The organism is Synechococcus sp. CS-1326, from assembly GCF_025128115.1.
Lineage (GTDB): Bacteria > Cyanobacteriota > Cyanobacteriia > PCC-6307 > Cyanobiaceae > Regnicoccus.
This window is the reverse complement of record NZ_JAHLYV010000004.1, coordinates 31,297-47,777: the sequence shown is the minus strand read 5'-3', so window position 1 is coordinate 47,777 and position 16,481 is coordinate 31,297. Positions and strand designations below refer to the sequence as shown.

The following is a 16,481-nucleotide window of genomic DNA, read 5'->3' as shown; positions in this document are numbered from 1 at the left end:
GGTTTCGATGCGCTCCCAACTCCGCCAGTCCCCATCCCCACCGACCGCCGGCTTCGCGATCCTGGAGATCCTGATCGCCACCGTGCTGCTGACGGCCACTTTTTCGATGGCGGCCATGCTCAGCATGGTGAGCAGCCGCTCGATGATCAGCAGCGAGGGCCGCAGCAACCAGCAATCGCTGATCGACAGCGATCTCGCCGCGATCCAGAACCTGGCCGAAACCTTCACCTGGTGTTCCGGCGCCGGCGGCTTCACCACCTGCACCATCGGTGTGGCCGCCCGCAGCGAGAACTACTACTTCCCCACCACCACAGCCGGCATCACCGCCTTCGAAACCGCCTGCAACAACACCGCCAGCGACACACTCAACACCGCCCTGGTCACGGCGATCAACGCCAGGCCTGCCCTGGCCGGGATCACCCGCACCCTGGCAACCGACGACATCGCCACCAATCGCCTGCGCATCAACTATGCCGGCGCCAATGCCAATCGCCTAGTGGTGTTCACCCCCACGGTGGCGGCCTGGTGTCCATGACCAAGCTCGCCCCGCCACGTCTGATCGCTTGCGGGTTCAGCCTGATCGAGCTGATGGTCACCGTGGCCGTGCTCGGGATCGCTTCGGCCGTGGTGATCAACGCCACCGGCCGCGAATGGCAGCGCGAGCGGGTCAATGGCGTGGCGATTCAGCTGGCCGCCTGGCTCGAAGCCGTGCGTTCCTCCTCCCAGCGGCTGGGCGGCACGGGTTGCACCGTCACCTTCTCCACCGGCGCCCTGGCCGCCGGCGCCGAGATCGCCCGAGTGACTCCCGCCGCCTGCGCGCCCATTTCACCCGTTTCCACCAACGACGCCAACGCCCGCGCTTTCCTCCTCCCGGTCGTCGCCAACGGCCCCGATCGCTTTGGCGTTGCACTGGCACCCGCCGCCCCCACCACCGTCAGCTTCACGCCGCGCAGCTCCATGTCCGCCACGGTCGACACCGACCTCAAGGTGCACCTGGCAGGCACCACCCAGCTCCGGTGCGTGCGCCTCACCGCCACGATCGGCCAGATCCAGATCGGCAGCAACGGTGCTGCGGCCAGCAGCGCTGCCAACTGCACCTCCTTTGCGGTGTTCTGAGCCATGAACCCCCGCGCCGTTCGAAACGAAGCTGGTTTCACCCTGATCGAGCTGCTGGTTGGCCTCGTGATGGGCGGCTTTCTGATGGCCGCGGCCGCCAGCACCTTGGTGTCCCAGATACGCAGCGGCAACAGGATGGAAGTGGCCCAGAGTCTCCGTAACAACATGGGCCGGCTCTCCAGCTTCCTCGAGGCCGAAATCGGCGAAGGCGACAGAATCCGCTATGGGGTGCCGATCACGGGTGCAGGCGGCTGCACCGGTACCACCGCCAACTCCCTGTTCACGATCGATGTGCCCAACCTCGGAGCCACAGGTGCCGCCCTCGCCACCACACCGATTCACTACTACGTGAGCGGCTCAGGCACCACCGCTTCCCTCAAACGCTGCGGCCCGCCGATCAACCCCAACGGCACCCTGGACTTCGCCGGCACCCGCTTCTACAGCTATGTGAGCTCCAACACCACGCTCACCCTCACCAACACCACCGATTCCAAGGCGGTGAACTACACCCTCACCATCCGCGATGCCAACGCAACCAACCCGATGACCCGCACCGGCATCTCCACCAAAACCCGCGTCACCCTGATCAACTGATCGGCAGCGGGGTTTCCGGTTCCAGCTTCTGCAGAAAATCCCCGCAGGGCAGGCAGAGAATTCCATCGATACGCAGGGGTTCCAGGCCCTGATCAAGCAGAGCCACCAGCTGGCGCTGGGCATGCCGGCTGAACACCGGCACACGGAAGGCCGTCAGCAGATCTTCAAGGATGAGGAGGGAGATCTCCACCGATTTCCGGCCCACCTGGCACTCCCGCGCCACCTCGAAGAAGCTGAGCGTGGAGCCGTGCGAGAAGCTGATCGTCTTGAGAAACCGAGCAAAGCCGCCAAGATCACGCACCAGCGCCTCGGCCTGCACCTCTTCCCTCAGGTTGAGGTGCAGGACCGCAGAGTTTGCTCTGCATCAGCGGCCTCCCACACCAGAGGCACCAGGCCAACACGCAGAGCTCTCTCCAGGCTGAACTCGACCCCCAGTTCCGCTGCCAGAAACGGATGCAGCCAGGCCCCACCAGGCGTCCGGCCAGCAGATTCCAACTGCCCCGGCACTTTCTGCACCTCATCGATCACCACCGTGGTGATGCCGGGTTCGCCCGCCAGCCGCTCCCGCAACCGTTCCGGCCGCGCCTGATGCAGGCGTTGGGCCTCTGGATCTAGCAGATCGAGCCAGTAGGCCGTGCAGTGCACCTGGCGCAACCAGGTCGACTTGCCCGTGCCGCGCGGCCCGAGCAGAAAGAAGCTCACGGCTGGTTCGCGCAAAAATCGCCTGACTGCCGCCAAATCCGCCGCCCTTTTGGAGTTTGTGGTTCCAATTCTGCCGGTCTGGCTGCCTTGGTTGGTTCAGAGCCCTGGCCTGGAGCCACCCCCCGCCGCTGGATTGATCAACCAGCGCAGGTCGCGCTCAAGCGTTGCCGCCAGCTTCGGGTTCCACTGGGGGAGGCTCTCCCACTCCAGGCGGCTGTAGAGAAGCAGATCGGTGGCCAGCGGAAGATCGGCCGTGTCCCACGGGCGCAGGCGCTCCCAGATCGGCAGCTCGCACTGCCGCAGCACCAGCAGCAGATCCAGGTCGCTGCCCACACCGGCATCACCGCGCCCGTAGAAGCCGAAGACACCCACCGCCTCCAGCTCCGGTTGGCCTGCCGCCTCAAGCACGCTCTCGGAACTGGGCCAGCGCAGCACTGACCCATTCGATGATCGCTGTGGCATGAAACAGGCCCTGCTCGCTCTGCAGTCTGCCGAAATGTTCACCGGGGGTTCCCTCCGGGTAGCTGTCCGGATAGCGGGTGGGGATATCGAAGCCATCCAGCAAGCGGAGCCGGTCTTCAAGCGCTTCCGGCGGAGGTGGTTGCAGCTCATCCTTGCCGGACACTTCGGCCCAGATCCGAGTGAGAGTATCCCCTCAGACCTGTTGTCCCAGGGCCATATTCAAGGCTTTGAGAGATTTCTCAGTTGCCTGATGGGCGGCAAAGCAGGCCCATTCAGCCAGTCTGCCCTGCTGATTCAGGTGGTGGCCTGAGGCAGGGGATGGGCCAGATCAGGAAAAGCTCTCAGCACAGCGCGGTCCGCCGTGATCAGCGGTATGCCCAACTGTTGAGCAGCGACCACAAATTCACAGTCGTAAGCGCTGCAGCCACTGGTGGCCGCCAGCCGGAGCACAGCGTCAGAACACACGGCTTCCTCATGGCGAATCACCAGGTCTTCTGCCTGCTGCTGCAGGCTGAGCACTTGATCGAGGCTCAGGTCGCCTCGCCGCAGGTATCCGCTCAGCACGTTGCGCCATTCACTGCGCCACAACGGCGGAGCCGCCCAGTTGGGTTGATCGATCAGCAAGGCTTCCGCCAGCGCTGTCTGCGGGCCGGGAAGCAGCAGATAGGCCACCACGTTGGTGTCCACAGCGATCACGGGCGGCCCTCACGCTTGAACGCGTCGCTGTCGGCGGGGGCAAAACCATTGCGCGGCAGGGTCTCGCGAAGTGCACGAATAGCCGTCAGGCGTTCCTCCGCCCCAACTGGTGCCAGCGTCAGTCCAGCTTCGAGGCACACGATCGCCTCGCTGTTGAGGCTGCGGCGATGCTGCCTGGCCGCAGCGCTCAGGCGGGCGTGGAGTGCGTCCGGCAGGTTCTTGAGGGTGAGGCTCTTGGCCATGGCAGCCACCAGTTCATCAACGCTGCAACCATTATGCAACCGTTTTGGTTGCAGCGGGCTTCGCTGGCGCATGCGCGGGTACCACGGAATCGCAACAACGTTGCTATGGATAGTCGATAGCAATCCCAAAAGCGCCATGGCGCAGCTTTTGATCCGGCAGCTGGATAATCAGGTAGTGGCCGCGCTCAGGGCCCGTGCCCGGGCTCAAGGCCTCTCCCTGGAGCAGAGCCTGCGCGATCTGCTCACCACCGCGGCCCAGCAGGACGAATCCCTCCGCCACGAGCTGGCTCGTCTGCGGGACACCACCCCGGCCGCAGGCCGCAGCCTTGACGTCGCGGCCCTGATCCGCGAGGAACGGGATGGGCGCCGAATCCGGCCCTTGGGTCGTGGACGCTTCGGTTGCATTCGGCTGGTTTGTCGCCGTGCCTGGCTCCGCAAAGGCCGCCCGCCTGCTCAACGCTGGACCCGCGAACCTGCGACTGGCACCAGACCTGGTGCTGGTGGAACTCCTGAACGTGGGTTGGAAAAGTCTGAGGCTGGGGGCGATCACCTCCGAACAGTTCCAGGTGTTGGCGAACCGCGCCGCCGAACCTTTCAGCCGCCTGATCCCCTCCAGCACACTGTTGGCCCGAGCCGGATAGTGGTGCCTGGAACTCGATCATCCCTCCCACGACTGCCTCTACGTGGCCCTGGCCGAACAGGAACGAGCCTTCCTGCAGCCCTCGATCTGGCCTGCCTCACTGATTCAGCTTCAACACCGCCATGAAAGCCTCCTGGGGCACTTCCACCCGGCCCATCGCCTTCATCCGTTTCTTGCCCTTGGCCTGTTTCTGCAGCAGCTTCTTCTTGCGGGAGATGTCGCCGCCATAGCACTTGGCGAGCACATCCTTGCGAATCGCACTGATGCTTTCACTGGCGATGATCCGGCTGCCGATTGAGGCCTGGATCGGAATCTTGAACTGCTGCCTGGGGATCAGCTCCTTGAGTTTCTCCACCAGCCCCTTGCCCACGTTATAGGCCTTGTCGCGGTGCACGATCGTGGTGAGCGGATCCGCCTTCTCGGCATTGATCAGCACATCGAGGCGCACCAGTTCATTCTTGCGATAGCCGATCAGGCTGTATTCCATCGAGGCATAACCCTTGGTGCGGCTCTTCATCTGGTCGAAGAAATCCGTTACCACCTCGGCCAGGGGCATCTCGTAGTGCAGCGTCACCCGGTCGGTGGTGATGTACTTCATGTCGATGAATTCTCCCCGCCGCTCCTGACATAGCTCCATCAACGTGCCGTTGTAGATGTTGGGGGTATAGATCTCCAACTTCACATAGGGCTCCTCGATCGATTCGCGTTTCTGCGGATCGGGCAGGGTGGCCGGATTGTCCACCATCATCAGCGAGCCGTCGATCAGGGTCACCTGATAGATCACCGATGGCGCCGTCACGATCAGATCGAGGTTGTACTCCCGCTCCAGCCGCTCCTGCACGATCTCCATGTGCAGCAGCCCCAGAAAGCCGCAGCGGAAGCCGAAACCCATGGCACTGCTGGTTTCCGGCTCGTATTTCAGCGCCGCATCGGAGAGCTGCAGCTTGTCGAGCGCCTCCCGCAGATCCGGGTACTGATCGGCGTCGGTGGGGAAGAGGCCGCAGAACACCATCGGCTTGGCCTCGGCGTAGCCGGGCAAGGGTGCGGAGGCCGGATCGGCCAGCAGGGTGATCGTGTCGCCGACGCGGGCATCGGCCACCGCCTTGATCGATGCCGCCAGATAGCCCACCTCGCCGGCATGCAGGCTCTCCACCTGGCGCTGATCGGGCGCCATCACCCCCACCTCATCAAGTTCGTAGCTGGTTTTGCTGGCCATGAGCAGCACCTTGTCCTTGCGGGCGATCCGTCCGCTGATCACCCGGAAATAAACGATCACACCCCGGTAGGCGTCGTAATAGGAGTCGAAGATCAGGGCGCGCAGCGGCTCACTCACCCGGTCCGGTGGCGGCGGCACCCTGTCGACCACCGCCTGGAGGATGGCCGACACCCCCAGGCCGGTCTTGGCCGAGCAGGCGATCGCGCCGCTGGTGTCGAGGCCGATGATCGATTCGATCTCCTCGCTGATCCGGGCCGGATCGGCGCCAGGCAGGTCGATCTTGTTCAGCACCGGAATGATCTCCAGCTCGTTCTCCAGGGCCAGGTAGACGTTGGCGAGCGTCTGGGCCTCCACCCCCTGGCTGGCATCGACCACCAGCAGCGCCCCTTCACAGGCCTGCAGGCTGCGGCTCACCTCGTAGGAGAAATCCACATGGCCGGGGGTGTCGATCAGGTTGAGGATGTACAGCTCCCCATCGGCTGCCCGGAACTCCATGCGGGCGGCCTGGAGCTTGATCGTGATCCCCCGCTCCCGCTCCAGCTCCATGTTGTCGAGGAACTGGGCCTGCATGTCCCGTGCCGCCACCGTGCCGGTCTCCTGCAGCAGGCGATCGGCCAGGGTCGATTTGCCGTGGTCGATGTGGGCAATGATGCAGAAGTTGCGGATCCGTGAAACGGGAACGTCGGTCATGCGCGTCGAGAAAGCCCGTTCAGGGAAGCCAGTGGATCAATCCTAGGAATGAGGGGGCCGGAGCCCAGCGCCGGAGCCACCAGGGCTGGCGGTTGGTGCTGCACGTCCGCTCCGGGATGAGCTGGCCTCGATTCTCCAGAAGCCGATCACCATCAACGCGCAACCTGCGGCTGTGGACCGACGGTGACGGACCTGAATCGACAGAGTCACCAAATCCCCAGTCCAACGCACAGTAATGCGTACAGGAAACCCAGGTTTGACATAGATGCGATGTCTTACACAGCCGTCAGGGCAAACCTGGCTCAGACCATGCGACAGGTCTGCGACGACCATGAGCCGCTGATCATCACGCGTCGTGGAGCGCCCGCCGTGGTGATGCTGTCTCTCGATGATTGCAAAGCCATGGAACAGACCGCCCACCTGCTGGGCTCCCCCGCCAATGCCCGGCAACTGCTGGAATCCATTGCCGCCCTGGGCACCAGCACCGGCGAGGTCCACGAACTCCTCCCGTGCGACTGATCGTTGCTCCCAAGGCTTGGCAGGACTACCTCCACTGGCAGGAGCATGACCGCAAGATGCAACAACGCATCAACCATCTGATCGAAGCGATCCGCCGTGAGCCCTTCAGCGGCATTGGCAAAGCCGAGCCGCTGAAGCACGCCCTGGCGGGCTGGTGGTAGCGGCGCATCGATGGCGAACACCGGATCGTCTACCGCATCGAAGCGCGGAATCTTCTGATCGCTCAGCTGCGCTACTGCGCTACCACTACTGAAACCAGACGCCTGTCAGGACACCTCTCTAAAGTCAGACCATCTCCCCGAGACCCCATGAGCACCGAAACCGTCAATGACCCCCGCGCCCTCACCGTCGAGAACGTCGAGCGGGTGCTCGATGAGCTGCGCCCCTACCTGATGGCCGATGGCGGCAACGTCGAGATCGTCGAAATCGACGGGCCGATCGTGAAAGTGCGACTGCAGGGCGCCTGCGGCTCCTGCCCCAGCAGCACCATGACCCTGAAGATGGGCATCGAGCGCAAGCTGCGCGAATCGATCCCCGAGGTGAGTGAAGTGGTGCAGGTGCTCTGAACCTGGGCCCGCAGAAGAGCTGACAACACTCAGTCTTAGGCTGCCGCTCACTTGCCGGTTGGGCCGTGCTGGATCAGCGCCTGGTGCGCGACACCCCTGAGCGGATCGTCGACCAGCTCTCTCGCCGTGGCCTGAAGCTCGATCTCACCGCCCTGCAGATGATCGCGCGCCAGGAGCGCGATCTCCAGCAGCAGCGCAGTGAGCTTCAGGCGGAGGGCAACCGGGTGGGCCGCCAGGTGGGCGAACTGATCCGCGCCGGCGAGCCGCCCCACAGCCCCGCCGTTCAGGTGCTGCGCGACAAGGGCAACCGGCTCAAGCAGCAGGTTGGCGTGCTCGAAGAGGAGGAGAAATCCCTCGAAGCCCGTCTGCACGACCAGCTGCTCTCCTTCCCCAACCTGCCCTCGCCGCTCTGCCCGGAAGGCCGCAGCGAGGCGGACAACGTTGTGGTGAAGAGCTGGGGCCAGCCCCGCCGGGTCACCAACGGCGCCGCACCGCTGCAGGAGCACTGGCAGATCGCCGAGCGGCTGGGCCTGATCGATACGGAGCGATCCGTGCGGATCGCCCAGAGCCGCTTCGTGACGCTGCTGGGGCAGGGGGCCCGACTCGAGCGGGCCCTGATCAGCTTCATGCTCGACCTGCACGGCCGCCGCGGCTACCGCGAAGTGATGCCGCCGATCCTGGTGAACTCCGCCAGCCTCACCGGCTCCGGTCAGCTGCCCAAATTCGCCGAGGAAAGCTTCCGCTGCGCCGACGACGACCTCTGGCTCACCCCAACCGCCGAGGTGCCGATCACCTCCCTGCACCGCGATGAACTGATCCCCGCCGAACAGCTGCCGCTCAAATACGCCGCCTACACCCCCTGCTTCCGCCGCGAGGCCGGCTCTTACGGCCGCGATACCCGCGGCCTGATCCGCCTCCACCAGTTCAACAAGGTCGAGCTCTACTGGTTCTGCCACCCCAACGAATCCGAAGCGGGCCATGCCAGCCTCACCGCCGACGCCGAAGCCGTGCTCCAGGCCCTCGCTCTCCCCTACCGGGTGCTCGACCTCTGCACCGGCGACCTCGGCTTCTCCGCCGCCCGCACCTTTGATCTGGAAGTGTGGCTGCCCGGCGCCGGCGTCTACCGCGAAATCTCCAGCTGCAGCACCTGCGGCGATTTCCAGGCACGCCGCTCGGCGATCCGTTTCAAGGATGGCAAGAAGACCCGCCTGCTCCACACCCTCAACGGCAGCGGCCTGGCGGTGGGTCGCACCATGGCCGCCCTGCTCGAAACCGGCCAGCAAGAGGATGGCAGCGTCGTGTTGCCACCGGTGCTGGTGCCGTATTTCGGCACCGACCGGATCGGCCCGGAGCCCTGAGCCCTGCGGCGGCTGCGCGGCTGCGCCGCGACGCCGCCTCCGGGCTCAGGGCTCCGGGCCGCGGGGGGTGGGAAAAGGAAGGGGTGACGGCTGGGGAAAAGGAAGCGGTGGCAGCAGGGGGAGAGCGAGCGGCGGTGGCAGGGGAAGAGCAAGCGGCGGTGGCGACGGGCGTGGAAGTGGTGAGAACGGCAGGATTACCTGGGCGGGCGCGGGAGACGCATTCCCCCCGCTCCCGGAGCCGCCGGAAACACCGCCCCGCTCCCCCCAGCCCCCCCTCACCCCTGCCCCAGCCTCGCGATACCGCCCCCCTCAACACACCCCAACCTGCCTCTCAACCTGCGGATCCCGCCCCCCCAACGCGACGTTGCGGCGCCGCAGCGCTCCCGCAGGCCGTGTCGCCGCGCCGCGGCGCAACGGCCGAAGGGAGCACTGCGGCGCCGCAACCCCCAGAATGGGAAGGTCTTCATCAAGGCTGAATGGGCGTTCTCTCAGCACTGGCGATCCTGGCCGCTCTGATCGTGGTGCATGAGGCCGGCCACTTCTTCGCTGCCACCTGGCAGGGAATCCGCGTCAGCGGCTTTTCGATCGGCTTCGGCCCGGTGCTGATCGAGCGCCAGCGGCGCGGCGTTCAGTTCGCCCTCCGGGCCATCCCCCTGGGTGGCTTCGTGGCCTTCCCCGATGACGATGCCGAAGACAGCGGCATCCCCGCCGACGATCCTGATCTCCTCCGCAACCGTCCCCTGATCCAGCGGGCGCTCGTGATCGCCGCCGGGGTGCTCGCCAACCTGCTGCTGGCCTGGGCGGTGCTGCTGGCCCAGGGTGCTCTGGTGGGCATCCCGGCCGGCTTCAGTGCCAGCCCCGGGGTGGTGGTGGCGGTGGTGCAACCCGGCCAGCCTGCCGCCCGGGCCGGCCTGCTCGCCGGCGACCGGATCCTCAGCCTCGGCGGGGTGCCGCTGGCCGGCGGCCAGGCAGCCGTGGCTGATCTGGTGGCCGACATCAAGGCCGCCCCCAGCCGGGCCCTGGCCCTGGAAGCCGCCCGTGGCGAGCAGCGGCTGAGCTTCCGCCTCACCCCCGACGACAACGACGGGATCGGCCGGATCGGTGCCCAGCTGCAACCCAATGGCAACGAAGCCTTCCGCCCCGCCCGGGGGCCCCTGGAGGTGATCGGCGAAGCCAACCGCGTCTTCGTGCAGCTCACCCGCCGCACCGTGGATGGCTTCGTTGCCCTGGTCACCCGCTTCAGCGAAACGGCCCCGCAGATGTCCGGGCCGGTGAAGATCGTCGAGATGGGGGCTTCCCTGGCCAGGAGCGGTGGCGGCAGCCTCTATCTGTTCACGGCGCTGATCTCGATCAACCTGGCCGTGATCAACGCCTTGCCGCTGCCCCTGCTCGATGGCGGCCAGTTCCTGCTGCTGCTGATCGAAGGCCTGCGGGGCCGGCCCCTGCCCCAGCGGCTGCAGCTGGTCTTCATGCAGTCGGGCTTCCTGCTGCTGGTCGGGCTCAGTGCTGTACTGATCGTCAAGGACACCAGCCAGCTCTCGGTTGTGCAGCAACTGCTCGGTCGCTGAGATGGCGGCGGCTCCCGGACCGCGGCCGCGCCGCCCCCGCTTTCCATCGGCGCGCCGACGGGCCCCGCTGATCCTCGAGCGGCTCGGTCAGCTCTACCCAGACGCCACCTGCTCGCTCGACTGGCGCAATCCCTGGGAGCTGCTGGTCGCCACCATGCTCTCGGCCCAGTGCACCGACGAACGGGTCAACCGGGTCACGCCCGCCCTGTTCGAGCGCTTCCCCGATGCCGCCGCCGCCGCCGCGGTCGACAGCGACGCGGTTGAGCCCTACGTGAAATCCACCGGCTTCTTCCGCAACAAGGCGAAAAACATCGTGGCCAGCTCCCGCCTCTTGCACGAACGCCATGGCGGCGCCGTTCCCAGCTCGATGGCGGAGTTGCTGGAGTTGCCCGGCGTGGCCAGAAAAACAGCCAATGTGGTGCTGGCCCATGCCTTCGGCATCAACGCCGGTGTCACCGTCGACACCCACGTGCGACGGCTGAGCAACCGGCTCGGGCTCAGCAAGCAGCACGAACCCGGCCGGATCGAACCGGAGCTGATGAAACTGCTGCCCCAGCCGGAATGGGAAAACTTCTCGATCCGGATCATCTTCCACGGCCGGGCCGTCTGCAACGCCCGCAAACCCGCCTGCAGCGGCTGCCCCCTCGCCGATCTGTGCCCCAGCCACCCAGACCATGGCCCGGCCGGACGGTAAGGTGAACGATCACCGCACCAACACAGCAGCCGCATGGCGAAGAAGTCGATGATCGCGCGCGACGTCAAGCGCAAAAAAATCGTGGCTCGCTTTGCCGTCAAGCGCGCTGCTTTGATGGCCGCCTTCGAGGCCGCTCCCGATCCGATGGAGCGCCTTGAGGTGCACCGCAAGATTCAGGGCCTGCCCCGCAACAGCGCCGCCAACCGCGTGCGCAACCGCTGCTGGGCCACCGGCAAGCCCCGCGGCTATTACCGTGATTTTGGCCTCTGCCGCAACCAGCTGCGCGAGATGGCCCACAAGGGTCTGTTGCCAGGCGTCACCAAGTCGAGCTGGTAGAGATTCAGGCCCGCCGGTGCTGCCCTTGGCACTCCGTTCCCAGCTTTCGCACCCGGGTGGCCATGGCCACCCTTTTTTTTGCCGAACCGCCTGGCCTGGCTACATAGCACAGGGCTGGCGGCGGTGGCGCAAGCCAAAGTGCGAGAATGAATACCGACAACAAAACGGACATAAGCAGAAGTGCCAGGAAAAACTCAGTCGGTCTCCTTCGATGGTCGGGAGATCCGGCTGACCACAGGGTTGTTCGCCCCCCAGGCGGGCGGTGCGGTGTTGGTGGAATGCGGTGAAACCTCCGTGCTGGTCACGGCCACCCGCGCCAAGGGCCGGGAAGGAATCGATTTCCTTCCGCTCACCTGCGATTACGAAGAACGTCTCTACGCCGCCGGCCGCATTCCGGGCAGCTTCTTCCGCCGGGAAGGGCGGCCTCCCGAGCGGGCCATCCTCACCACCAGGCTGATCGATCGGCCGATGCGGCCCCTCTTCCCCGCCTGGCTTCGCGACGACCTCCAGGTGGTCGCCACCACCCTCTCGCTCGATGAGCGGGTGCCGCCCGACGTGCTGGCGGTCACCGGGGCCTCGATTGCCGCCCTGCTGGCCAGGCTTCCCTTCTATGGCCCGATGGCGGCCGTGAGGGTGGGCCTGCTCGGCGACGACTTCGTGCTCAACCCGAGCTACCGGGAGATCGAGCGCAGTGAGCTTGATCTGGTGGTGGCCGGTACCCCGGCCGGCGTGGTGATGGTGGAAGCGGGCGCCAACCAGCTGCCCGAACAGGACGTGATCGAGGCGATCGACTTCGGCTACGAAGCCGTCGGCGAGCTGATCAAGGCCCAGCAACAGCTGCTCACCGAGCTCGGCATCGAGCAGGTGATCCCCGAAGCCCCCAGCGAAGACCCGACCCTCGCCGACTTCCTCTCCCAGGAATGCTCCAGCGGCATCGGCGAGGTGCTGAAGCAGTTCACCCAGACCAAAGGCGAGCGCGACGAAAAGCTCGATGCCCTCAAGGCCGAGGTGGCCACCAAGATCGCCGGCCTCACCGAAGCCGATCCGATCCGTCTGGCCAGCACCGGCAAGGCGCTTGGCAACAGCTACAAGGCCCTCACCAAGAAGCTGATGCGGGCCCAGATCCTCACCGAGGGCAAGCGGGTCGATGGCCGCAACCTCGATGAGGTGCGGCCGATCACCGCCGCCGTCGGCGTGCTGCCCAAGCGGGTCCATGGCTCCGGCCTCTTCCAGCGGGGCCTCACCCAGGTGCTGTCCTGCGCCACCCTCGGCACCCCCAGCGACGCCCAGGAGATGGACGACCTCAACCCGTTGAGCGAGAAAACCTACCTCCACCACTACAACTTCCCTCCCTATTCCGTCGGCGAAACCCGTCCGATGCGTTCCCCGGGCCGCCGCGAAGTCGGCCACGGCGCCCTGGCCGAACGGGCCCTGATCCCGGTGCTTCCCGCCAAGGAAGGCTTCCCCTACGTGATGCGGGTGGTTTCGGAGTGCCTCAGCTCGAACGGCTCCACCTCGATGGGCTCGGTCTGCGGCAGCACCCTGGCGCTGATGGATGCAGGCGTGCCGCTCAAGGCGCCGGTGAGTGGCGCCGCCATGGGCCTGATCAAGGAGGGCGATGAGGTGCGCATCCTCACCGACATCCAGGGCATCGAGGATTTCCTCGGTGACATGGACTTCAAGGTGGCCGGCACCGAGAAGGGCATCACCGCCCTGCAGATGGACATGAAGATCGCCGGACTGGCGGTGAGCACCATCGCCGAGGCCGTCAACCAGGCGCGGCCGGCCCGGCTGCACATCCTCGAGAAGATGCTCGAAGCGATCGAGAAGCCCCGTGACACCCTCTCCCCCCATGCCCCCCGCTTGCTCAGCTTCCGGATCGACCCGGAACTGATCGGCACCGTGATCGGCCCCGGCGGCCGCACGATCAAGGGCATCACCGAGCGCACCAACACCAAGATCGACATCGAAGACGGCGGCATCGTCACGATCGCCAGCCACGACGGCGCCGCCGCCGATGAAGCCCAGCGGATCATCGAAGGCCTCACCCGTCGCATCAGCGAAGGGGAGCAGTTCAGCGGAACCGTCACCCGGGTGATCCCGATCGGTGCCTTCGTCGAGATCCTGCCCGGCAAGGAGGGGATGATCCACATCTCCCAGCTCTCCGAAGCCCGGGTCGAGAAGGTCGAAGACGTGGTCAAGGTGGGGGATCCCGTTACGGTGCGGGTCCGCGAGATCGATAATCGCGGCCGCATCAACCTCACCCTGCGCGGTGTCTCCCAGGAACCCGCTGCCGTCTGAGCCCGCCGCCGGGGTGCTCTATCTGGTGGGCACCCCGATCGGCAACCGGGCCGATCTCTCCCCTCGCGCCCGCTCGGTGCTCAGCGGCGTCGACCGGATCGCCTGTGAGGACACCCGTCACAGTGGCCAGCTGCTGGCGGGGTTCGAGTTGCGAGGCCGGCTGGTCAGCTTCCACCAGCACAACCAGCAGGCCCGGGTGCCCGAACTGCTGGCGGCGCTGGTGGCCGGCGAAAGCCTGGCGGTGATCAGCGACGCGGGCCTGCCGGGCATCTCCGATCCCGGCGAGCTGCTGGTGGCCGCCGCCCGGTCGGCCGGCCTGCCGGTGGTCTGCATTCCCGGCCCCTGTGCCGTCACCACCGCCCTGGTGAGCAGCGGCCTGCCCAGCGGCCGCTTCTGCTTCGAGGGCTTCCTGCCCGCCAGGGCAACTCAGCGGCGCGCCGCGTTGCAGCAGCTGGCCGCCGAGCCGCGCACCCTGGTGCTGTTCGAAGCGCCGCACCGGCTGGTGGAGCTGCTCGAAGACCTGCTCCAGCTGCTCGGCGATCGCCCGCTCCAGGTGGCCCGGGAGCTCACCAAACGCCATGAGCAGCAGATCGGACCCAGCGTCAGCGCTGCCCTGGCCCACTTCCGCCAGGTGCCGCCCCGCGGCGAATGCACCCTGGTGCTGGGCGGTGCTCCCGCGCCCGAGCTGCCCTGCTGGAGCGATGCCACCCTCAAGGCGAAGCTGACTGAACGGGTGGCGGCGGGCCTCAGCAGCCGTGATGCGGCCCGGCAACTGGCCGAGGAAACCGGACTGTCGCGCCGCGACCTCTACGCCCTGCTGCACCAGGCCGATGAGCCCGAAAGCCCCTGAGCGGCAGGCCCATCGCCACGCCACCGGTCAGACTCTGCTCAATGCGATGTGCGGGTCCGTGCTGCTGCGTCTGCGTCTGCTGATCACCAGCCTCGGCGGTGGCCTGGTCTTGCTGTTGATCCTTTGCCTCGGCGCCCAGAACCTCAGCGACAGGGCCAGCCTCCGGCTGGGCTTCGCCCGCAGCGTGCCCCTTCCCACCGGCTTCCTGGTGGGCCTTGCCCTGGTGGTGGGCGTGATCAGCGGCGGCAGCACCGCCGCCCTGCTGATGCCCGGCTCCGATCAGGATCCCGGCAGGGAGTAAAGCGCCCCTTCCAGCACCAGCCGGGTGATGCCCTGGCCCAGCAGATAGGAAGCGGTGCGATGAATCACCTGGCTGTCGGGCAGCTTGATGACGCGCTGGGTGCGGCCGCAGTGCCGTTTGGCCTGGCGGGGATTGGCAAACACCACCAGGGCCTGACGTTGCTGCTCCCCATCGGGCAGCCGCCCCAGCTCCGGGAAATCGCTGAGGGGGCGGGCCTGCAGTTCCACCGTCTTGTCCACCAGCATGTAAAGGCAGGCAGGCAGCAGAGCAACCTCCAGGGGCTGGCAGGTGGTGGCCGGACGATCCTCCAGAGCCGCTCCCACCGCCACGGTCACGAAGATGTTCGCTTCCCGATCACGGTCTTCAAGGCTGGTGTCCGTGTCCTCCTCAAGGCCCTCATCAGCATCGTCGTCAACGAAATCGTCGGCGTCGTCGATCGCCAGCAGCCCGGGGGTGTCGTCGTTTTCGCTGTCGTCACTTTCGCTGTCGCCACGTTCGTTGGTATCACGATCGTTCGCATCACTTTCGCTGGCCACGCGGAGCGTGGCCGCGCTGAAATGGGCTGAGCTGAAATGCTCTGCGCTGAGGGGGCCGGGGAGGGTGCCGGGGATATCGATCCCCTGCCGCTCAACTGTCACGGGATCCGCTGGCTCGGGATCCGGCAAGGCGTGGGGGGTGAGCGGGAGCACGGCCTGCTCAGCAGCGGGCGGGAGTGCCGCCCCCCGGGAGGCCCTCTGCCGCTTGAGCCGCTCGTAGAGCTCCTCTCCAAGCACCCCCTTGACCAGACGGATCACGGTGTTGGGGCTGCAGCCAAAGCCACTCGCCAGTGCCTGGGTCGACTCACCCTGGCGGTAGCGTTCCACCAGCTGGTGTTTCTGCTCGTCGCTGAGCCGGATGGCCGCCATGGAACAAGGTTGCGCAGCCGCTCACCTTAGGCTGCGCCAGTGGGCCGTTAGCTCAGCCGGATAGAGCATGCGACTTCTAATCGCACGGTCGCTGGTTCGAATCCAGCACGGCCCGTTTCCCGATCCTCTCCACCCCGGGCAGCCTGGCGATCAGCCAAAAGCCTGGCCAGGGAACCCTGACGCCAGAACAGTTCAGTAGCAAACAATTCGTTGATTGACGGCTTCTGTCACCAGTCTTGATGAATTGCTTGATCTGCCGTTCCCATGGCCCAGTCCCGTCAGGTGGAGATTGTTCAGCTTGAGCGCGTCAGCGCCGGCCGCACCACCTTCTGCCAGGCCCAGTCCAGCCACGAAACCCTGATCGCCGAGCTGGCCCCCCAGCAGCCCTGGGAGCTGTTCTGCCATCGCCACCAGACCGACCAGCTGATCCTGTTGAGGGGTTCGCTCGATCTGGTGGTGCTGCAGAACGCCCGGCTCGAGCGGATCACCCTGAGGGAGGACGAACCTGTGCTGGTGCGCATCCCCCCGGGAGTTCCCCATGGGGCGATCAACAACGGACGACGCTCGGCCATGGTTGTCAATGCCGTGATCCGGCATGGCCCCAGCGATCCGCGCGACTTCAGATCCCGGCCGGTTCCGGCGGCCCTGCGCCCCCAGTGGGAGGCACTCACCGGTGGGCCTGCCTAAGCAGCCTCCAGATTGGTCGTATAACGCCATGGGTTTGA

At 66.2% G+C, this 16,481-nt stretch carries 22 protein-coding genes, 1 tRNA gene and 2 pseudogenes; 17 read left to right on the top strand and 8 right to left on the bottom strand.

What is annotated here, in order from left to right:
* Positions 1-7 precede the first annotated feature (7 nt).
* Genes KQ307_RS00980 through KQ307_RS00970 form a run of 3 tightly spaced genes read left to right on the top strand, consistent with a single transcriptional unit; the run spans position 8 to position 1,710 of the window.
* Positions 8-535: a hypothetical protein gene (locus KQ307_RS00980; RefSeq protein ID WP_259726647.1), complete on the top strand. Its 528-nt coding sequence runs from the start codon at positions 8-10 to the stop codon at positions 533-535.
* Positions 532-1,116, top strand: a complete 585-nt coding sequence (locus tag KQ307_RS00975; protein ID WP_259726646.1) for a Tfp pilus assembly protein FimT/FimU — start codon at positions 532-534, stop codon at positions 1,114-1,116. Before KQ307_RS00980 ends, KQ307_RS00975 begins: the two co-directional genes overlap by 4 nt.
* A 3-nt stretch (positions 1,117-1,119) precedes the next feature.
* The gene (locus tag KQ307_RS00970) at positions 1,120-1,710 is read left to right on the top strand and encodes a type II secretion system protein J (protein WP_259726645.1); all 591 of its coding nucleotides are present in this window, start codon (positions 1,120-1,122) and stop codon (positions 1,708-1,710) included.
* Here KQ307_RS00970 and KQ307_RS00965 read toward each other — a convergent pair.
* The 6 genes and pseudogenes from KQ307_RS00965 to KQ307_RS00935 all read right to left on the bottom strand — a co-directional run bounded on the left by KQ307_RS00965 (position 1,703) and on the right by KQ307_RS00935 (position 3,884).
* Entirely contained in the window at positions 1,703-2,029 is a 327-nt protein-coding gene (locus tag KQ307_RS00965) for a DUF4143 domain-containing protein (protein WP_259726644.1), read from the bottom strand. The two genes, KQ307_RS00970 and KQ307_RS00965, sit on opposite strands and share 8 nt — an antisense overlap.
* A gap of 8 nt (positions 2,030-2,037) precedes the next feature.
* A complete protein-coding gene (locus KQ307_RS00960) occupies positions 2,038-2,427 on the bottom strand; it encodes an AAA family ATPase (protein WP_259726643.1) in 390 nt (129 codons plus the stop codon).
* Positions 2,428-2,508: 81 nt separating this feature from the next.
* Complete coding sequence (locus KQ307_RS00955; protein ID WP_259726642.1) at positions 2,509-2,847, bottom strand: nucleotidyltransferase domain-containing protein; 339 nt, start codon at positions 2,845-2,847, stop codon at positions 2,509-2,511.
* Positions 2,813-3,097 (bottom strand): annotated as a pseudogene (locus KQ307_RS00950) (HEPN domain-containing protein). Before KQ307_RS00950 ends, KQ307_RS00955 begins: the two are co-directional and overlap by 35 nt.
* A 71-nt stretch (positions 3,098-3,168) precedes the next feature.
* Complete coding sequence (locus KQ307_RS00940) at positions 3,169-3,570, bottom strand: type II toxin-antitoxin system VapC family toxin (RefSeq protein ID WP_259726640.1); 402 nt, start codon at positions 3,568-3,570, stop codon at positions 3,169-3,171.
* Positions 3,567-3,884, bottom strand: coding sequence for a FitA-like ribbon-helix-helix domain-containing protein (locus KQ307_RS00935; protein ID WP_259726639.1), 318 nt, complete (start codon positions 3,882-3,884; stop codon positions 3,567-3,569). The genes KQ307_RS00940 and KQ307_RS00935 overlap by 4 nt, the downstream gene beginning before the upstream one ends.
* Here KQ307_RS00935 and KQ307_RS14835 point away from each other — a divergent pair.
* Together KQ307_RS14835 and KQ307_RS00930 are read left to right on the top strand one after the other, a co-directional pair.
* Positions 3,811-4,056, top strand: a pseudogene (locus tag KQ307_RS14835) (FitA-like ribbon-helix-helix domain-containing protein); the annotation flags it as partial. The gene KQ307_RS00935 and the pseudogene KQ307_RS14835 sit on opposite strands and share 74 nt — an antisense overlap.
* Positions 4,057-4,234: 178 nt before the next feature.
* Entirely contained in the window at positions 4,235-4,453 is a 219-nt protein-coding gene (locus KQ307_RS00930; protein ID WP_259726638.1) for a hypothetical protein, read from the top strand.
* Positions 4,454-4,549: 96 nt separating this feature from the next.
* On the opposite strand, the gene lepA is transcribed toward KQ307_RS00930, so the two are convergent.
* Complete coding sequence (gene lepA / locus KQ307_RS00925) at positions 4,550-6,358, bottom strand: translation elongation factor 4 (RefSeq protein ID WP_259701995.1); 1,809 nt, start codon at positions 6,356-6,358, stop codon at positions 4,550-4,552.
* A 270-nt stretch (positions 6,359-6,628) separates the two neighbouring features.
* Here lepA and KQ307_RS00920 point away from each other — a divergent pair, with 270 nt between their 5' ends.
* From KQ307_RS00920 to KQ307_RS00875, 10 genes are all read left to right on the top strand, one after another.
* A complete protein-coding gene (locus KQ307_RS00920; protein WP_259726637.1) occupies positions 6,629-6,877 on the top strand; it encodes a type II toxin-antitoxin system Phd/YefM family antitoxin in 249 nt (82 codons plus the stop codon).
* The gene (locus tag KQ307_RS00915) at positions 6,868-7,038 is read left to right on the top strand and encodes a Txe/YoeB family addiction module toxin (RefSeq protein WP_259726636.1); all 171 of its coding nucleotides are present in this window, start codon (positions 6,868-6,870) and stop codon (positions 7,036-7,038) included. The genes KQ307_RS00920 and KQ307_RS00915 overlap by 10 nt, the downstream gene beginning before the upstream one ends.
* Before the next feature lie 147 nt (positions 7,039-7,185).
* Positions 7,186-7,443 carry a NifU family protein gene (locus tag KQ307_RS00910; protein ID WP_259701991.1) on the top strand — a complete coding sequence of 86 codons (258 nt, stop codon included), beginning with the start codon at positions 7,186-7,188 and terminating at the stop codon, positions 7,441-7,443.
* A 65-nt stretch (positions 7,444-7,508) separates the two neighbouring features.
* A complete protein-coding gene (gene serS / locus KQ307_RS00905) occupies positions 7,509-8,801 on the top strand; it encodes a serine--tRNA ligase (protein ID WP_259726635.1) in 1,293 nt (430 codons plus the stop codon).
* A gap of 476 nt (positions 8,802-9,277) precedes the next feature.
* Entirely contained in the window at positions 9,278-10,369 is a 1,092-nt protein-coding gene (gene rseP, locus KQ307_RS00900) for an RIP metalloprotease RseP (protein WP_259701989.1), read from the top strand.
* A gap of 1 nt (position 10,370) precedes the next feature.
* On the top strand, positions 10,371-11,063 hold the full coding sequence (gene nth / locus KQ307_RS00895; RefSeq protein WP_259726634.1) for an endonuclease III: 693 nt from the start codon (positions 10,371-10,373) through the stop codon (positions 11,061-11,063).
* A gap of 33 nt (positions 11,064-11,096) precedes the next feature.
* A complete protein-coding gene (gene rpsN, locus KQ307_RS00890; RefSeq protein ID WP_259726633.1) occupies positions 11,097-11,399 on the top strand; it encodes a 30S ribosomal protein S14 in 303 nt (100 codons plus the stop codon).
* 180 nt (positions 11,400-11,579) lie between these two features.
* Positions 11,580-13,700: a polyribonucleotide nucleotidyltransferase gene (locus tag KQ307_RS00885; protein ID WP_259726632.1), complete on the top strand. Its 2,121-nt coding sequence runs from the start codon at positions 11,580-11,582 to the stop codon at positions 13,698-13,700.
* A complete protein-coding gene (gene rsmI, locus KQ307_RS00880) occupies positions 13,672-14,550 on the top strand; it encodes a 16S rRNA (cytidine(1402)-2'-O)-methyltransferase (RefSeq protein ID WP_259726631.1) in 879 nt (292 codons plus the stop codon). The genes KQ307_RS00885 and rsmI overlap by 29 nt, the downstream gene beginning before the upstream one ends.
* A 58-nt stretch (positions 14,551-14,608) precedes the next feature.
* Positions 14,609-14,851, top strand: a complete 243-nt coding sequence (locus KQ307_RS00875) for a hypothetical protein (protein WP_259702184.1) — start codon at positions 14,609-14,611, stop codon at positions 14,849-14,851.
* Here KQ307_RS00875 and KQ307_RS00870 read toward each other — a convergent pair.
* The gene (locus tag KQ307_RS00870) at positions 14,830-15,756 is read right to left on the bottom strand and encodes a transposase family protein (RefSeq protein ID WP_259701985.1); all 927 of its coding nucleotides are present in this window, start codon (positions 15,754-15,756) and stop codon (positions 14,830-14,832) included. The two genes, KQ307_RS00875 and KQ307_RS00870, sit on opposite strands and share 22 nt — an antisense overlap.
* Before the next feature lie 41 nt (positions 15,757-15,797).
* Here KQ307_RS00870 and KQ307_RS00865 point away from each other — a divergent pair.
* Positions 15,798-15,871 (top strand) — tRNA-Arg (locus tag KQ307_RS00865).
* Positions 15,872-16,020: 149 nt separating this feature from the next.
* Positions 16,021-16,443: a cupin domain-containing protein gene (locus tag KQ307_RS00860; RefSeq protein ID WP_259701984.1), complete on the top strand. Its 423-nt coding sequence runs from the start codon at positions 16,021-16,023 to the stop codon at positions 16,441-16,443.
* Positions 16,444-16,481: the final 38 nt, after the last annotated feature.

Bases quoted from the DNA above. Each gene is read 5' to 3' on its own strand.
- KQ307_RS00980 (WP_259726647.1), top strand. From the start codon at position 8: ATGCGCTCCCAACTCCGCCAGTCCCCATCCCCACCGACCGCCGGCTTC.
- KQ307_RS00975 (WP_259726646.1), top strand. From the start codon at position 532: ATGACCAAGCTCGCCCCGCCACGTCTGATCGCTTGCGGGTTCAGCCTG.
- KQ307_RS00970 (WP_259726645.1), top strand. From the start codon at position 1,120: ATGAACCCCCGCGCCGTTCGAAACGAAGCTGGTTTCACCCTGATCGAG.
- KQ307_RS00935 (WP_259726639.1), bottom strand. From the start codon at position 3,884: ATGCGCCAGCGAAGCCCGCTGCAACCAAAACGGTTGCATAATGGTTGC.
- lepA (WP_259701995.1), bottom strand. From the start codon at position 6,358: ATGACCGACGTTCCCGTTTCACGGATCCGCAACTTCTGCATCATTGCC.
- KQ307_RS00920 (WP_259726637.1), top strand. From the start codon at position 6,629: ATGTCTTACACAGCCGTCAGGGCAAACCTGGCTCAGACCATGCGACAG.
- KQ307_RS00910 (WP_259701991.1), top strand. From the start codon at position 7,186: ATGAGCACCGAAACCGTCAATGACCCCCGCGCCCTCACCGTCGAGAAC.
- rseP (WP_259701989.1), top strand. From the start codon at position 9,278: ATGGGCGTTCTCTCAGCACTGGCGATCCTGGCCGCTCTGATCGTGGTG.
- nth (WP_259726634.1), top strand. From the start codon at position 10,371: ATGGCGGCGGCTCCCGGACCGCGGCCGCGCCGCCCCCGCTTTCCATCG.
- rpsN (WP_259726633.1), top strand. From the start codon at position 11,097: ATGGCGAAGAAGTCGATGATCGCGCGCGACGTCAAGCGCAAAAAAATC.
- KQ307_RS00870 (WP_259701985.1), bottom strand. From the start codon at position 15,756: ATGGCGGCCATCCGGCTCAGCGACGAGCAGAAACACCAGCTGGTGGAA.
- KQ307_RS00860 (WP_259701984.1), top strand. From the start codon at position 16,021: ATGGCCCAGTCCCGTCAGGTGGAGATTGTTCAGCTTGAGCGCGTCAGC.